A 15,585-nucleotide genomic window follows, 5' to 3' on the forward strand; every position below is an offset into this window, starting at 1 on the left:
CCACCCCATCCGACCCACTTGGTCCACCCGGACCATCACCACTGCGAGGGACACACCATGCCGGTCTCACTCGGAATGCCGTCGGCGCCCGCCCCGGTGCTCGCTCCGCGCCGCCCGACCCGCCAACTCCGGGTCGGGAGCACGGGGGTGGGAAGCGGCTCCCCGATCTCCGTACAGTCCATGACCACCACCCTCACCTCCGACGTCAACGCCACGCTCCAGCAGATCGCCGAACTGGCGACGGCCGGCTGCGACATCGTGCGAGTGGCGTGCCCCTCCCAGGACGACGCGGACGCGCTGCGGGCGATCGCCACCAAGTCGCCGATCCCGGTGATCGCGGACATCCACTTCCAGCCCCGCTACGTCTTCGCGGCGATCGAGGCGGGGTGTGCCGCGGTCCGGGTCAACCCGGGCAACATCAAGAAGTTCGACGACCGGGTCAAGGACATCGCCCACGCCGCCCGCGACCACGGCACGCCCATCAGGATCGGCGTCAACGCCGGTTCGCTGGACGCCCGGCTGCTGGCCAAGTACGGCAGGGCCACCCCGGAGGCCCTGGTGGAATCGGCGCTGTGGGAGGCGGGGCTCTTCGCCGAACACGGCTTCCACGACCTCAAGATCTCCGTCAAGCACAATGACCCGGTCGTCATGATCCGCGCCTACGAGTTGCTGGCCGCGGCCTGTGACTATCCCCTCCACCTCGGAGTGACCGAAGCGGGCCCCGCCTTCCAGGGCACCGTGAAGTCTGCGGTCGCCTTCGGGGCACTGCTGCGCCAGGGCATCGGCGACACGATCCGCGTCTCGCTGTCCGCGCCTCCGGTGGAGGAGGTCAAGGTCGCCCAGCAGATCCTGCAGTCACTCAACCTGCGCCCCCGCAAACTGGACATCGTCTCCTGCCCCTCCTGCGGCCGCGCCCAGGTGGACGTGTACAAACTGGCCGCCGAGGTCAGCGCCGGCCTCGACGGGATGGAGGTGCCGCTGCGCGTCGCCGTGATGGGCTGCGTCGTCAACGGCCCGGGGGAGGCGCGCGAGGCCGATCTGGGCGTGGCCTCCGGCAACGGCAAGGGGCAGATCTTCGTGAAGGGCGAAGTGGTGCGCACCGTCCCGGAATCGAAGATCGTGGAAACGCTGATCGAGGAGGCAATGCGCATTGCCGAGACGTACGAGAACACGGCCGAGGCCGAACCGGGCGCCCCGCTGGTCGCGGTCGTCTGACCAGACCGGCGACGGGCGGCCACCAGCGCGTGCCGGGCGGCCACCAGCGCGTGCCGGGCGGCCACCAGCGCGTGCCGGGCGGCCACCAGCGCGGGGTGCCCGGCGCGCGGGGCGCCCGTCGTCCGCGATCTCCGCCGCACCGGACCTCGGCAGGCCGCGTTCAGGCCTTCGTACACCGCACCGGGCGCGCACAGCACCGCATCCGTCAGCTCGAACGATGAGTTGGGGCGGCGACAGGAGTCTGAGGGAGGACACCCGATCTCTGGAGGCTTCCTCATGGCTGAACCACACGTTCCGGAAGACCGGAAAGCTCTGGAACGGGCGATCCACGTCGAGCGGTCTGCGCTCGCTCAGGACCTCACCGGGCTCAGCGAGGCCCAGTGGGCGACAGCGTCTCTGTGCGAACGCTGGACGGTGGAGGAGGTCGTAGCCCATCTGACGGCAGGTGCCGGCACGGGGAGGTGGCGCTGGCTGCTGAGCATGCTGGCCGCGCGGTTCGACCCCGATCTGCACAACGACCGACGGCTCGCACAGCACCGTGGTGCCACACCACCGCGGCCTGGCTGGGCGAAGTGGTCGTGCACGGCGAGGACATCCGTCGTCCCTTGGGCCTTGTGCGGACACCCCCGGTGGCCACGACGACGGCCGTGGCCCGGTTCTTCGCCGGCCGCGATTTCACCGTCGCGAGCAACACCGCCATCGCGGGTTTGCGGATCGAGGCCACAGACGGACCGTTCACCACCGGCTCGGGCGACCTGCTCCGGGGACCGACCCTCTCGCTGGTGATGGGGATGGCGCTGCGAGGACCTTTGTAGGGTCCCCGCAGCTTCGTGAGCACTGGCTCCTGCGTAGATGACGTTTCCGCACGGCACCGCCCAGCAACTTCGCGAGGACCGTATCCTCGAAGAGGCCGCCGTCACAGGCGCTGACCCGCAGCACCTGTGCGCGGTGTTCAACATCACTCCGGAGACCGGACTCCGCTACACCCGCTTCTTCCACCCCGACCCCACGGACAGCGACGACGTATCCGGCTGCAACATGGAGACATCGTGACCGACCACCATGCTCACCTGCTCGCCGCCATCGTCGAGCTCGACGGGTAGCTGGAGCTTCCAGCTACCCGTAAGGGGCGCTTCAGGGGCGCGGTCAACCCCGAAGGCTGCGCGGTCAGCGCCGGCCGCCGCCGATGCGGCGGTCGTCGGCCAGTCCGGTCAGTGGGCCGAACTCGCGGGCAAGCTGGTTCCACGTCAGAACCTCGCCACAGCGGGCCGGGAACTCCTTCGGGTTGAACTCGGGCATGGTCCAGGTGCCAGTGCCCCGGTCCCGCAGCCACAGGTCCCCGTCACCGTCGACCACAGTCGGCGGGACCGGTACGGGCTCGGCCTGATCGGTGGGCTCCCAGGTGACCCGGCCCGGGTGGGAAACGCGGCGCAGCTCGGTGGTGGCCAGCCGCGCGGCCAAGTCACGGGTGGACTCTTCGGCATCCTGGACCGACGCGAGTCGGAATGCGTCGTCAAGTACGGGCAGGGCTGGATTCTTGCTGCGCTTTGAACTCATACGCTGACTACCTCAGGTGGGGGGCGTCACATCCGTTATGGCACCCCGAAGAGGACACGGTATCCGAGACGGGAGCCGGGCCGACTACGACCACTGTCCAGATGGAGGCGCTGGCACACCGGGCGGTGGGGCTGGGTGGTGAGCCAGTCCTGGACGTAACCCGTGGTGGTAGCGCTCAGATATGGCGGTCCGGGTCTGAGAGAGTGAGGCCGCCGGGAGCGAGCGAACGTCGGTGCGGGTGCGGGTGCGGTCTCGCCGGGCGGCTGGCGGAAGTCGGCGCCCTGCTCGACCGGCATCAGCCGGCGCCCACCCGGCTGGGCGGGTACGGGAGCGTCGGAAGCGGGCTCGGAGAAGAGCCGGTTGCGGACCTGGTCGGCCCGCTCGGGGATGGTGTGGCCGATGCCCCGGCGGCGCAGCCAGGTCCGTATCGCACGGGAGCTGTAGCCCTTGTCGCCCAGCAGGTGGGCGGGCCGGGTGCGGGGCCGCCCCGGCCCGGTCCGGGGTACCCGTATCGCGTCTAGCACGGCCGCGTGTGGTGGGCCCGCACGACGGTGGAGTCGACCGACACCAGCCAGTCGATGTCTCCGGCCGCGTCCGCCTTGGCCTGCGCGGCCCGCAGCATCCGTTCGAAGGTGCCGTCCTTGGCCCACCGGCAGAAACGGGTGTGCAGCGTGGCCCACGACCCGTACCGCTCGGGCACGTCCCGCCAGGCCGTGCCGGTACGGAACTTACACACGATCCCGTTCAGGACCCTCCGGTCGTCCAATCGCTTGCGCCCTCGCAAGGACGCGGGCAGCAACGGACGGACGAACTCCCACTCGGCATCGCACAGTTCATGACGACGTATCACCCGACCATGATCCTTCACTCAAGATCGCCATTTGACGACAGCCCCTAGCGCACCGGGGCCGCATCGCACTGGAACTCCCGGCCGCCCAGCCGTTGCCCCCGCGCGTACGGCAACAGCCGGCCACCTGCCGCGTCGTTCATGAGGCCACCCCTCAGCTCGCGTCGTCCGCCGCCAGCTGTTCGCGGGCTCTGCCCGCCGGGCGTTCGCACTGAACGGGCCGGGCCGTGGTTGGTCCGCTCCACCCTTGGCTGGTTCACCCCTGGCGCGGTAGCGGGCTGCCCTCGTACAGGCTGCGCTGCACCACCCTGGTCGTCAGAGCCCGTGTCATATCCGACTTGAGCTGGGCAACGGCCCTCATGGAATTTCGGTCACCCCAGCAAAGCGGACTCACTGCTGCCGTAGGAACTCCGAGTGCCCATGGCCCCCCCTTTGGATGGAACTGTTCGATCCGGAACGGGCATGCTGTTTCCGTCCGCAACACGGCCGAGATTCGCCTGCTTGACGGCATCCTGGAGCAGCTGCTACCAGAACGAATGCGACTATGCCTACGTGTCAGGCAATTACGCGAGTCTCGACGACTACAGCGACGACGCCTGGGGAGCAATGCTGGACGTGTGGACAACTGGTGGGGAAAGAACCAGCATTCACGTCGAGGAAATGGGGAACGTTACCGATCGGTTCGAGACCCCCGTCAAGGAAGCCCGGATTTGTAACTGGAGATTTGGTCAGGTTTCGTCGTGCGGATCCTGGAAGAAGCTCTGACCTGATCCTGACCCGGCGGTTTCACCTCATGGGGCCCAACGGGGCGTTGGGCCCCATGAGGTGTGCTGACGCCTCACGGCGCGAGCCCGGCCGCGCTCACCATAGGCCCTCCATGGCCTTCTTGCTGAGCTTGACCCCGGAGCGAGATCCGTAGCACCCCTGGCCAACGTCCCACCTTGGATCCGGAGGTTCTGGAACAAGCTCTGAGCTTGTTCTTAATCTACGGGTGTTACGCAGGGCTACCAGAGTGTCGAGGTGCCTGCCCAAACACCGAATTCCGCGTCCAGTGAGCAGTGCTCGTGGTGGCTGCTCGCGAGCAGAATGCCCTGGTGCGGTTCGCGTGGTGGCCACTTTCGGTAGCGGGCTTGGGCGCCGAGGTTCGTCGGGTTTCAAGAAGGCGGGGGTGGTCATGGTCTCCGTAGAGGGATCGGGGCGAGGGGAGCCTCAATAGTCACTACGATTCGCGGTTACCCAAACCGGCGATCGTCGGATATGTTGCCCCCGCCTTCGCGGCGTGCGGGGATTTCATCGCTGCCCGATTAGCCTCTGTCGTTCGCCGCCCGGAGGGTCTTTTCGGTGCCTGTTTCGGGAGCCCTTGTCATCGCCTCCGGGCCTTCTTCCGCAGCGCAAACGCGGCGACGCCTATGGATTCAAGGCCGCGGGTGTGACGTGCGGGTCCCAGATGATGTTGATGTCGGAGTGGGCTGAGGCGGTGAACTGTAAAGGTCACTGGGTGGCGCGCAGTGCGCGATCTGCGGTGGTGCGGAGGTGGTCGAGGACGGGGGTGTCGGCGTCGAGGGTGTAGTCGCAGTCGAGGGCGGTGAGGATCTGGGCGATGCGGGGGAGGGTGTCGGCGGAGGCGTCGAGGGTGCAGGTGTTGTCGTCCAGGGGGCGGATGCGGTCGGCGAGGGCCCAGGTGCGGGCGCGGACTGTTTCGGCGGGTGCGTGGACGGTGGCGACGGCGCGGTAGCGGGTGGGCGCGGTGGCGATCTTTGAGGTGACGTAGGCGGCGGGGTCGCCGCCGGGTGTGGTGCGGGGTGGGACGCGGCGTCCGGTGGGGGTGGGGTGGGTGACGCGGTCGAGGCGGTAGATGCGCCAGTCGTCCTTGGCGGTGTCGTGGGCCAGGAGGTACCACAGGCCGCCGGAGGCAACAAGGTGAGCCGGTTCGACGCGGCGCGGGGCCCGGTCGCCGGTGCGGGTCAGGTAGTCGAAGGTGACGATCTCGTGGTCCCGGCAAGCCGCGGCGAGGACGGTCAGGATGGCGGGTTCGACGCGGGGGCCCCGGGCCTCCCAGGTGATGGTGGCGGTGGATTCCTGGAGGGCGGTGACCTGGCCGCGCAGGCGCTGGGGCAGGACCTGTTCGAGTTTGGCGAGGGCGCGCAGGGAGGTTTCCTCCATGCCGGTGAGGCCGCCCGCGGCGGTGCGCAGGGCGACGGCGAGGGCGACGGCTTCGTCGTCGTCCAGGAGGAGGGGCGGCATGTCGGCGCCGGAGGCGAGGCGGTAGCCGCCGGCGTGGCCGGTGGTGCCTTCGACGGGGTAGCCGAGGTCGCGCAGCCGGTCGATGTCGCGGCGGACGGTGCGGCCGGTGACGCTCAGCCGGTCGGCGAGTTCGGTGCCCGACCATTCGCGGCGGGTCTGCAGCAAGGAGAGCAGGCGCAGCATCCGGGCGGGCATGTCAGTCGTCATGTCTTCCACTGTGCCTGACTCTAAGGACGCGAGGTGTCCTAAAAGGGACCTAGCGTGGAGGCATGCCTGAGAACAAAACCCCTCATTCCCCTACGGCGGCGGTGGATCCGCGCCGGTGGGCGGCCCTGGCCGTCGTGCTGGTCGCCGCGTTCATGGACGCAGTCGATGTGACCGTGGTGCACATCGCGATCCCTGACATCCAGGCCGAGACCGGGGCGTCGACGGCGCAGATCCAGTGGATCACCGGCGGGTACGCGCTGGCGTTCGCACTCGGCCTGATCACCGGCGGGCGGCTCGGCGACCTCTTCGGCCGCAAGCGCGTCTTCCTGGTGGGCGTGGCCGGGTTCACCGTGACCTCGCTGGTGTGCGGGATCGCGGGGAACCCGGAGCTGCTGCTGGCGGGGCGGATAGCGCAGGGTGCGATGGCCGCGCTGATGGTGCCGCAGGTGCTGTCGATCATCCACGTCACCTTCCCGAAGAACGAGCGGGGCAAGGTCTTCGGTATCTACGGCTCCGTGATGGCACTGGGCACCCTCGCCGGCCCTCTGGTGGGGGCGCTGCTGGTGGAGTGGAACCTCTTCGACCTGGCCTGGCGGCCGATCTTCCTGGTCAACCTGCCCCTCGGCGTCGCCGGGCTGCTCGCCGGCGCATGGCTGATCCGAGAGTCGAAGGCGGACAAGGCCGAAAAGCTCGACGTCACCGGTGTGGTGCTGGCGACGGCCGGCCTGCTGATGCTGGTCCTGCCGCTGACGCAGGGCCGCGAGCTGGGCTGGCCCGCCTGGACCTACCTGTCGATGATCGGTTCGCTGCCCGTACTCGGTCTGTTCGTCGCCTGGGAGCGGCGCCTGCTGGCCCGCGGCGGCTCACCGCTCGTGGTGCTCTCGCTGTTCGAGCGGCGCAGCTTCGCCGGAGGGCAGGGTGTGCAGCTGCTGTTCGGGCTGGCCTCGGGTGTGTTCTTCCTGGCATGGACGCTGTATCTGCAGATTGGACTTGGCTGGTCGCCGCTGAAGGCCGGCCTGTCGGGGATGCCGCTGTCGGCGGCGATGATGGCCGGTGCCGGTTTGTCCATGCAGGTGCTGGTGCCCCGCTTCGGGCGGGTCGTTCTGCAGGGCGGTGCGCTGCTGGCCGCCGCGGGGATGGCGGGCTTCGGCCTGCTGGCCCACCACTACGGGGCGGACATCGCCCTGTGGCAGACGATGCTGCCGCTGGTGCCGATGGGCCTGGGCATGGGGCTGATCATCGCCCCGCTGACCGACCTGATCCTCTCCGAGGTGCCGCACGAGCACGCCGGCTCCGCGTCCGGGCTGACGAACACCACCACCCAGCTCGGCCAGGCCGTCGGTGTCGCCCTGTCCTCGGTGATCTTCTTCGGCCACCTCGGCTCCGGCGATCCGGCCTCGCAGGTCCATGCGATGCCCCGGGCGTTCAACGGCTCCCTCTGGTACGTCGCCGCGGCCTTCCTTGCCGCGTTCGTCCTGCTGTTCGCGCTGCCACGCCGCAGCCCCGGCACACCCTCCGCCACCGGTGCCGTGGCGGAGGAACGAGAGCCCGCGCACGCTTCCTGACCACCTCCTCACCCGGTCGGCATACAGGCAGGGCACGGTCCGTCGCACCGCGACAGGCTCGCACACACCGCCCCCCTCTCCACACTCCCGCCCTTCGTGAAAGGAAATCTCTGATGAGCTTCATGGCTCCCGGTTCCGTTGTCTGGTTCGAGATCGGCACCGCCGACCCGAAGGCCGTGCAGGAGTTCTACGGCCCCCTGCTGGGCTGGACCTTCGAGGTCGACGAGGACTCCTCCGTCGACGGCCGCACGTACACCCGCATCATGGCTCCCGGCGCCCCGTGGCCGATGGGCGCGATCCAGCAGGGTGACACCGGCGGCGAGGTCATCAACCTCAGCGTCCTGTCCGCAGATGTCCACGCTGACGTGGAGCGCCTGGCCGAGCTGGGCGCGAAGGTCCTCGTCCCGGCCACCCAGGTCGGCGAGGTGACCGTCTTCGCCCGCCTCGCCGACCCGCAGGGCAACACCTTCTCCCTGTTTTCCCGTACCACCTCCGCCGATCTCAGCGAGCGGGCGGAGGCGACCGAGGAGCACATGCAGCAGGCGTCCTTCACCCCGCAGCCCGGTTCGATGGCCTGGTTCGAGATCGGCACCACCGACTTCAAGGCCACCACCGGCTTCTACGAAGCGGCGTTCGGCTGGCGCTTCGAGAAGGACGAGAGCGCGGCCGGTCGGCCGTACTACAGCATCTTCACCGGCGGCGACTGGCCCGCCGGCGGCCTCTACGACCACAGCGGAGCGGACGGCGGGGCGGACTACGCCATGCCCTGCCTCCTCGTCACGGACGTGCCCGCCACCACCACCGCAGCCGTGGACAGCGGCGCACGCATCGAGCAGGGCCCCGCGTCCAACCCCGACGGCCTGGTCTTCGCCCGCCTCACCGACCCGCACGGCAACCGCTTCGGCCTCTTCACCCCGCCCGCCCACCTCCAGGGCGCCTGACCTTCCCCACTCGACGGGGGCGGCCCCGGGGCCGCCCCCTCTTCCCGCACAACACTTTGAGGAGCTGACCCATGAAGATCGCCCTGCTCGGTACCGGCTTCGGACAGGCCCACGCCGCCGTCTACGCCCAACGTTCCGACGTCGACGAGGTCATCGTCTTCGGCCGCACCCCCGAAAAGCTGAAGAACGTGCAGGAGCAGTTCGGGTTCGCCACCACCACCGACCTGGATGCCCTGATCACCGATCCGTCGGTGGACCTGGTGGACGTGTGCCTGCCCACCCCGTTGCACGCCGGTGTGGCGGTACGTGCCATGGAAGCGGGCAAGGACGTCCTGGTCGAACTCCCGCTGGCCACCACCCTGGAAGACGCCCAGCGCGTCATCGACACCGCCCGGGCCACCGGGCGGCGGGTGTTCGTCGACATGTTCTCCCGCTTCAGCGCCGCCAACGAGCACCTGCGCGACGCGGTGTCCGACGGGCGGTACGGGCAGCTCAAGCACCTGGAGGTCGAAGGGCGCACCGCCCTGCTGTGGGAGGGCTACCACCTCGGCCTGGACACGCTCGCGATGGACATGATGCACGCAGACTTCGACCTGGTCACCAGCCTGCTGGGCGCCCCCGCAACCCTCCACGTCACCAGCACCGAAGGGCCCGACGGGCGCGGCTCGGCCGTCGACGTCGTCCTCGGATACCCCGGGGCCACCGCACGGTGTTCCTCCTCCTCGCTGATGCCGAAGCCGTACGGGATGCGCGGCGGCTACCGCGCCACCTTCACCGGCGCCGTTCTGGAACACTCCATGAGCACCGACTTCAGCGGCCCGGGCACCGGCTCCCTGACCGCGTACGCCCCCGATGGCGAGAAGCCCGTCGAGCTGGCGGACACCAGCCCGTACGCGGCGATGATCGGCCACGTACTGGACGTCCTTGCCGGGCGGACGGAGGAGAACCGCATCACCCCGTCCAGTGCCCTCGATGCCCTGCGCTTGACCCTGGACGTCCACCACCGGCTCGCCGCGTGAACGGCGGCAAGGCCCCTGCCGTCCCCGCGGTGGGACTGCGGCCGAGCGGGTCCATGCCGATGGTCGGCTTCGGGACCTGGCGGATGAAAGGGGATACCGCCCGTACGTCGGTGTCCACCGCGCTCGGCCTCGGCTACCGGCACATCGACACCGCCACCACGTACGGCAACCACCGCGAGGTCGGCCGGGCCCTGTCGGACTCCGGCATCGCCCGCGACGAGGTGTTCGTGACGACGAAGCTGACGCCCGCCAGCGGCAAGAAGGCCCGCCAGGCGCTGGAGAAGAGCCTGACCGAACTCGGCCTGGACCAGGTCGACTTGTGGCTGCTGCACTACCCGCCCCGACAGGACCCGCTGCCCCACGTGTGGGCGAGCATGCTCGCCCTGCGCGAGGAGGGACTGGCGCGGGCGGTGGGCGTCAGCAACTACAGCCTCGACCTGATCGACACCCTCACCGCCGCCACCGGCGAGGCTCCCGCGGTCAACCAGGTGCCGTGCAGCCCCGCGAAGCACGACCCGGCGCTGGCCGCGGGCCTCGCGGAGCGCGGGGTCGCGATGCAGGGGTACAGCCCGCTGCGCCACACCGACCTCACCGCCCCGGAACTGACCGGACCCGCCGAACGCCTGGGCGCCACCCCGGCCCAGGTCACCCTCGCCTGGCAACTCGCCCACCGCATCACCGTCCTGCCGTCCTCCGCCCAGCCCGCCCACATCCGCGACAACCTCGCCGCAGCCGCGCTGGAACTGACAGGCGTCGAGGTGGCCCGTATCGACGAGGTGGCCCGTACCGGCTCCGCGGCCCGCCCCGCAGCCGGCGGACGCGGCCGGGCCCGTACCACCTGACAGGAGAACCGCCCCATGTCCGGCCCCCGCAAGCCGTCGGCGCACGGTGAGATCGTCGTCACCCGTGCCCGCGTGAACAATCTCCAGGACGTCTCGGTACGCATCCCGAAGAACGCGGTCACCGTGTTCACCGGGGTCTCCGGCTCGGGGAAGTCCTCCCTGGTCTTCGACACCCTCGCGGTGGAGTCCCAGCGGCAGCTGAACGAGACCTTCCCCTCCTTCGTCCGCAACCGGCTGCCCAAGTACGAGAAGCCCGAAGCCGACGCGATCACCGACCTGTCCGCGGCCGTCGTCGTCGACCAGCGCCCGCTGGGCGGCGGCAGCCGCTCCACCGTGGGCACCATGACCGACATCGCGTCCCTGATCCGGCTGCTGTTCTCCCGGGCGGGCACCCCCTCGGCCGGCATGTCCACCGCGTACTCCTTCAACGATCCCTCCGGCGCCTGCCCCACCTGCCAAGGGCTGGGCCGCACCGTCCAGCTCGACCTCGACGCCTTCTTCGACACCAGCAAGTCCCTCAGCACCGGGGCGCTGCGCTTCCCGCTGTACAACGTCGGCGGGGTGCAGTGGACGCTGTTCACGCGTTCCGGCCTGTTCGACAACGACAAACCCCTGGCCACGTACACGAAGAAGGAGTGGGCGACCCTCCTGCACGGCAGCCCGGAGGGCGAGGTGAAGTTCGAGCTGGCCACCCGCAAGGGAACCCAGAACGTCACCTACGAAGGACTCGTCGACCGGTTCACCCGCCTCTACCTGAAGCGCGACCTGTCCACGCTGTCCAAACGGACCCGCGACGCGGTCGAGGCATTCACCACCGACGGCCTCTGCCCCGACTGCGAGGGCGCCCGCCTCAACCAGGCAGCCCTGGCGACGCGCATCGACGGCCTGGGCATCGCCGACCACATGAACATGGAGATCACCGACCTCCTCGGCGTCCTGGACGCCGTCGAGCACCCGCTGGGCACCCCGCTCGCACGGGCAGCGATGGAAGGACTGCGGCGCATCGACGGCATCGGGCTCGGCTACCTTCACCTGGGCCGCGAGACCGGCACCCTCTCGGGAGGGGAGGGGCAGCGCCTGAAAAACGTCCGCAACCTGGGCTCCAGCCTCACCGGCATGACCTACATCTTCGACGAACCCTCCACCGGCCTGCACCCCCGCGACGTGCACCGCGTCAACCGCCTCCTCGCACAGCTCTGCGACCAGGGCAACACCCTGCTCATCGTCGAGCACGACCGCGACGTCATCACCACCGCCGACCACGTCATCGACATGGGGCCCGGCGCGGGCACCCATGGCGGCCACGTCGTCTTCGAAGGCACCCTCGCCCAGCTCCGCAAGGCCGACACCCTTACCGGACGCCACCTGACCACCACCGTCCCCCTCAAGACGGAGGTACGCAGGCCCACAGGACAGCTGAAGGTGAAGAACGCCAGCCTGCACAACCTGAAAAACGTCAGCGTGGAGATCCCCACCGGCGTCCTGACCGCCGTCACCGGCGTCGCAGGATCCGGCAAGTCCACCCTGATCTCACGGGTGTTCACCACCCAGCACCCCGGCGCCGTCCACATCGGCCAGGGCGCCCTCACCGGGTCCTCACGCTCCACCCCGGCCACCTGGCTCGGCATCATGGACACCGTCCGTACCCTCTTCGCCCAGGCGAGCGGCACCGCCCCCGGCCTCTTCAGCTTCAACTCCACCGGCGCCTGCCTCACCTGTCACGGCAAAGGCACCCTCACCGCCGACATGGCCTTCGCCGACCCCGTCACCACCGTCTGCGAAACCTGCCAGGGCCGCCGCTACAGCCCCCAAGCCCTCTCTCACCGCCTGCGTGGTCACACCGTCGTCGACCTCCTGAACCTGACCGCCGACGACGCCGCTCGCTTCTTCACCCAACCCGACGAGAAGAAGATCCACACCGCCCTGAGCCCCCTCACCGACGTCGGCCTCGGCTACCTCACCCTCGGCCAGCCGCTGTCGACCCTGTCCGGCGGAGAACGCCAGCGCCTCAAACTCGCCTCCCACCTCGGCAGCCACAGCGGCATCTACGTCCTGGACGAACCCACCACCGGCCTGCACATGGCCGACATCAAAACCCTCCAGCACCTCCTGGACCGGCTCGTCGACGACGGCAACACCGTCCTGGTCATCGAGCACAACCTCGACCTCGTCAAACAAGCCGACTGGATCATCGATCTCGGCCCCGACGGAGGCCGCCACGGCGGACAGATCCTCTTCACCGGCACCCCCGCCGACCTCCTCGACCACCCCACCTCACCCACCGCACAAGCCCTGCGCCACGACCTTGCCCCCTGACCCGCCACCTGCCCGTCCGGACGCCGCCGACAGACCAGCCCGTGCCGGAACCCCCGGACGGACGCCGATCCGTCTCTCCGACCGGCCCAGCCCGCGCTGCACGCCGCCCGGCGCACACGCAGGCTGAAGACACACCGCCAACAGCCAAGTCACCGTCCGCCCGGGCGGTGGTGGGCCCACCGAAACGACAATGGAGCCAAACCCATGCCCTTCGCCCCCTGCCTCAGCGTGAAAGACACCGCCGCCAGCATCGCCTTCTACACCAGCCTCGGCTTCGACGTGGACTCCAGCACCGCCCGCGAGGGCGACGACATCCACATGCTTCTCCACCAGGGCGAGTTCTGCGCGATGCTCTACCTCAACGCGGACCTGAAGAACTGGCTGCCCGTACTCGCCGACACTCCCATCGGCTTCGCCGGAATGTTCTACCTCCCCGTCGACAACCTCGAAGCTGCCTACGAGCACGTCGCCCAGCACGCCGACATCATCAAACCCCTCACCACCGACCACAACGGACAGCGCGAGTTCTACTTCCGCGACCCCGACGGCTACGTCATCGGCTTCAACGACAAAGCCGCCCTCGAAACCAGCGACCTCGGCAAGTACGCCTGAATCACCGCCTCTCCGCACAGGGGCAGGCCCCCAGGCGGCTGCTGAGTCGCTACTGGCCATGAGCACGCCGAAACGCTCGAACGGTGCTCAGTGATTATGCGGAAGTGCTGCGCGAAACTGCGGAAACCAGACGTCTTTGGGTGACCGGCGATCGTCGTCTGTGGTGCGGCGGCCGGCTTCGGGCCGAGGGTGCCAGGAGTGTGATCAGGCCCGGCCTGGGCGATCCGGCCCGGCGGTTGTGATCGGTCGTGGTCGAGACGCTGTAGCAGTAGCTGCGCTTCGTCGAACAGGGCCTGGCCGCGTGCCGTCGGGGCGACCGGCCGTTTGCGGTGGTTGAAGATCTCGAAGCCCGCGGCCGTCTCCAGCTTCTTCGGACGCCCGTTGAGGGAGGTTCGGGGGATGCCGAGTGTGAGTGCCGCCGCGCGGCGCGTGCGATACCCGGGAAGCAGCAGGGCAGCCAGGCTGACCGCTTCCGAAATCCGGCGAAGCTCCGCCGACGGACCACGCAACGGTCCTGACGCCCCGTCGGACGGTTTGTCGGCGCCCGTAACAGGAACCGACGTGACGCGTTGGCACTCTTGCTCCACGCGGATCCGGGACGCGCGCAGTGACAGCTCTCCCGGGCCCCACGGCACACCCCACAGGTGTGCCGTGTTTCCGACGAGTACAAGTACGAGAACGAGGAAGCCACGTGCCCCTGTCGACGCACCGACGTCTGGCCCTGAGCGCCACCCTGATCGCCGCCCTCGCCGGCGGTCTTGCCCCCGCCACCGCGGCCTCCGCGGCACCGGCAGTCCCCACGAACCCCACGACCCCCACCGCCCCCACCGCCCCCGCTCCCGACATGGATGGTGTGACCAAGGCCCTGAACGCCGCCATGGCCAACGGCGCTCCGGGCGCGATGGTCCGCTTCACCGGACCTGACGGCGTCCGGACGCGCACCGTCGGCGTCCGCGACCGCGTCTCCGGCGAAGCCATGGACACCCGGGCACGCTTCCGCATCGGCAGCGTCAGCAAGACCTTCTCCAGCGTCGTACTGCTCCAACTGGTCGACGAGAGAAGACTGGAGCTCGACGCACCGGTCAACCGCTACCTCCCCGGACTGCTGCCCGACGACCGCATCACGGTCCGTCACCTGCTCACCCACCGCAGCGGCCTGGCCGACTACACCGACGCCATGTTCGCCAAGACCGTGCCCGGCTTCGAAGCCGTACGCAACCGCGTCTTCACCTACCAGGAGCTGGTCGACCTCTCGCTGGCTCTCCCGCGCACCACCGAACCCGGCGCGGCCTACAAGTACTCCAATGCCAACTTCGTCGTCGTGGGCATGCTCATCGAGAAGGCCACGGGAACCCCGGTCGACAAGCAGTACGAGCAGCGCATCTTCAAGCCACTGAAGCTGCGCCACACCTCCTACGTCCACCCGGACACCCGCATCAAGGGCACCCACGTCCGGGGTTATCTCCACCCCGACGAGGAGGGGGCGCCGCTCGTCGACTCCACGGAGCAGACCGTTTCCTGGGCCCGCTCGGCGGGCGCGGTCATCTCCGACCCGGCCGACCTGAACACCTTCACGACCGCGCTGATGCGGGGCAGGTTGCTCTCGCCCCGGATGCTGGACGCCATGACCACGGTCACCCCGACGGACGCCACCCAGACCCGCTTCTACGGGCTCGGGCTGCGCCGCTACGACCTGTCCTGCGGTACTCAGGTGTACGGGCACACCGGCACCGTGCAGGGCTTCTACACGTACGCCTTCGCCACCCGTGACGGCCGGCGCGCGCTCTCCGCCATGGCGAACACCTCGAACCGGGGCGCGGCGAACACGGCGCTCGGCGGGACGCTGGAGGCAGCCTTCTGCGGGACGAAGCCCGCGTCGGCGGCGCCGTCGACCAAGGCGTCACGCGCGCTCTCCACCCTCCCGGCGGAGGCCGACCTGCCCGAGCGCCGCTGACGCGGTTGAGGTCGCGGAGGACAGAAGGCGGGGCCGACGGCGCGCTCGTGCATCTGCATCGCAAGGGATGGCGGGGAGCAAGGGAACAGTGGTTGGCGTCAAGCATTGACCGACGTCATGGACGCCGTTGACGGCGGTCTTGCTGATCCGCCGGCCTAGCGAGGCCGTGTCGGACGTTCAGCAAGCCCGCCGTCGTCATCACCGCGAAGTCCGCCGGGCGCAAGGTCTTCGGCCTCGCCACCGCAGGCGTTCGTCTCGCTTGACCT

Annotated in this window: 12 protein-coding genes and 2 pseudogenes; 11 read left to right on the plus strand and 3 right to left on the minus strand. The window is 69.4% G+C overall.

Going from position 1 to position 15,585, the window contains the following annotated elements; genetic code table 11:
- Positions 1-57: 57 nt before the first annotated feature.
- From ispG to AB0D18_RS36425, 4 genes and pseudogenes are all read left to right on the plus strand, one after another.
- Positions 58-1,215 carry a flavodoxin-dependent (E)-4-hydroxy-3-methylbut-2-enyl-diphosphate synthase gene (gene ispG / locus AB0D18_RS36410; RefSeq protein ID WP_362428905.1) on the plus strand — a complete coding sequence of 386 codons (1,158 nt, stop codon included), beginning with the start codon at positions 58-60 and terminating at the stop codon, positions 1,213-1,215.
- 276 nt (positions 1,216-1,491) lie between these two features.
- Positions 1,492-1,818 (plus strand): annotated as a pseudogene (locus AB0D18_RS36415) (maleylpyruvate isomerase N-terminal domain-containing protein); the annotation flags it as partial.
- A gap of 26 nt (positions 1,819-1,844) precedes the next feature.
- The gene (locus AB0D18_RS36420) at positions 1,845-2,030 is read left to right on the plus strand and encodes a hypothetical protein (protein WP_362429061.1); all 186 of its coding nucleotides are present in this window, start codon (positions 1,845-1,847) and stop codon (positions 2,028-2,030) included.
- A 37-nt stretch (positions 2,031-2,067) separates the two neighbouring features.
- Complete coding sequence (locus tag AB0D18_RS36425; RefSeq protein WP_362428908.1) at positions 2,068-2,268, plus strand: hypothetical protein; 201 nt, start codon at positions 2,068-2,070, stop codon at positions 2,266-2,268.
- Between the two features lie 114 nt (positions 2,269-2,382).
- On the opposite strand, the gene AB0D18_RS36430 is transcribed toward AB0D18_RS36425, so the two are convergent.
- The 3 genes and pseudogenes from AB0D18_RS36430 to AB0D18_RS36440 form a co-directional block, all read right to left on the minus strand.
- Complete coding sequence (locus AB0D18_RS36430) at positions 2,383-2,772, minus strand: hypothetical protein (protein WP_362428910.1); 390 nt, start codon at positions 2,770-2,772, stop codon at positions 2,383-2,385.
- Positions 2,773-3,128: 356 nt separating this feature from the next.
- Positions 3,129-3,553, minus strand: a pseudogene (locus AB0D18_RS36435) (transposase); the annotation flags it as partial.
- Between the two features lie 1,557 nt (positions 3,554-5,110).
- Positions 5,111-6,070, minus strand: coding sequence for a WYL domain-containing protein (locus tag AB0D18_RS36440; RefSeq protein WP_362428913.1), 960 nt, complete (start codon positions 6,068-6,070; stop codon positions 5,111-5,113).
- Between the two features lie 62 nt (positions 6,071-6,132).
- Here AB0D18_RS36440 and AB0D18_RS36445 point away from each other — a divergent pair, with 62 nt between their 5' ends.
- From AB0D18_RS36445 to AB0D18_RS36475, 7 genes are all read left to right on the plus strand, one after another.
- Complete coding sequence (locus AB0D18_RS36445; RefSeq protein WP_362428916.1) at positions 6,133-7,635, plus strand: MFS transporter; 1,503 nt, start codon at positions 6,133-6,135, stop codon at positions 7,633-7,635.
- A 113-nt stretch (positions 7,636-7,748) separates the two neighbouring features.
- A complete protein-coding gene (locus AB0D18_RS36450) occupies positions 7,749-8,576 on the plus strand; it encodes a VOC family protein (RefSeq protein ID WP_362428919.1) in 828 nt (275 codons plus the stop codon).
- Between the two features lie 71 nt (positions 8,577-8,647).
- Positions 8,648-9,595, plus strand: coding sequence for a Gfo/Idh/MocA family oxidoreductase (locus AB0D18_RS36455; RefSeq protein ID WP_362428922.1), 948 nt, complete (start codon positions 8,648-8,650; stop codon positions 9,593-9,595).
- Positions 9,592-10,437 carry an aldo/keto reductase gene (locus AB0D18_RS36460; RefSeq protein WP_362428925.1) on the plus strand — a complete coding sequence of 282 codons (846 nt, stop codon included), beginning with the start codon at positions 9,592-9,594 and terminating at the stop codon, positions 10,435-10,437. Before AB0D18_RS36455 ends, AB0D18_RS36460 begins: the two co-directional genes overlap by 4 nt.
- Before the next feature lie 15 nt (positions 10,438-10,452).
- Positions 10,453-12,753: an excinuclease ABC subunit UvrA gene (locus tag AB0D18_RS36465; protein WP_362428928.1), complete on the plus strand. Its 2,301-nt coding sequence runs from the start codon at positions 10,453-10,455 to the stop codon at positions 12,751-12,753.
- Between the two features lie 204 nt (positions 12,754-12,957).
- On the plus strand, positions 12,958-13,365 hold the full coding sequence (locus tag AB0D18_RS36470) for a VOC family protein (RefSeq protein WP_362428931.1): 408 nt from the start codon (positions 12,958-12,960) through the stop codon (positions 13,363-13,365).
- A 691-nt stretch (positions 13,366-14,056) separates the two neighbouring features.
- A complete protein-coding gene (locus AB0D18_RS36475; RefSeq protein ID WP_362428933.1) occupies positions 14,057-15,319 on the plus strand; it encodes a serine hydrolase domain-containing protein in 1,263 nt (420 codons plus the stop codon).
- Positions 15,320-15,585 lie beyond the last annotated feature (266 nt).

The sequence above is a fragment of the Streptomyces sp. NPDC048442 genome, from assembly GCF_040651475.1.
GTDB lineage: Bacteria > Actinomycetota > Actinomycetes > Streptomycetales > Streptomycetaceae > Streptomyces.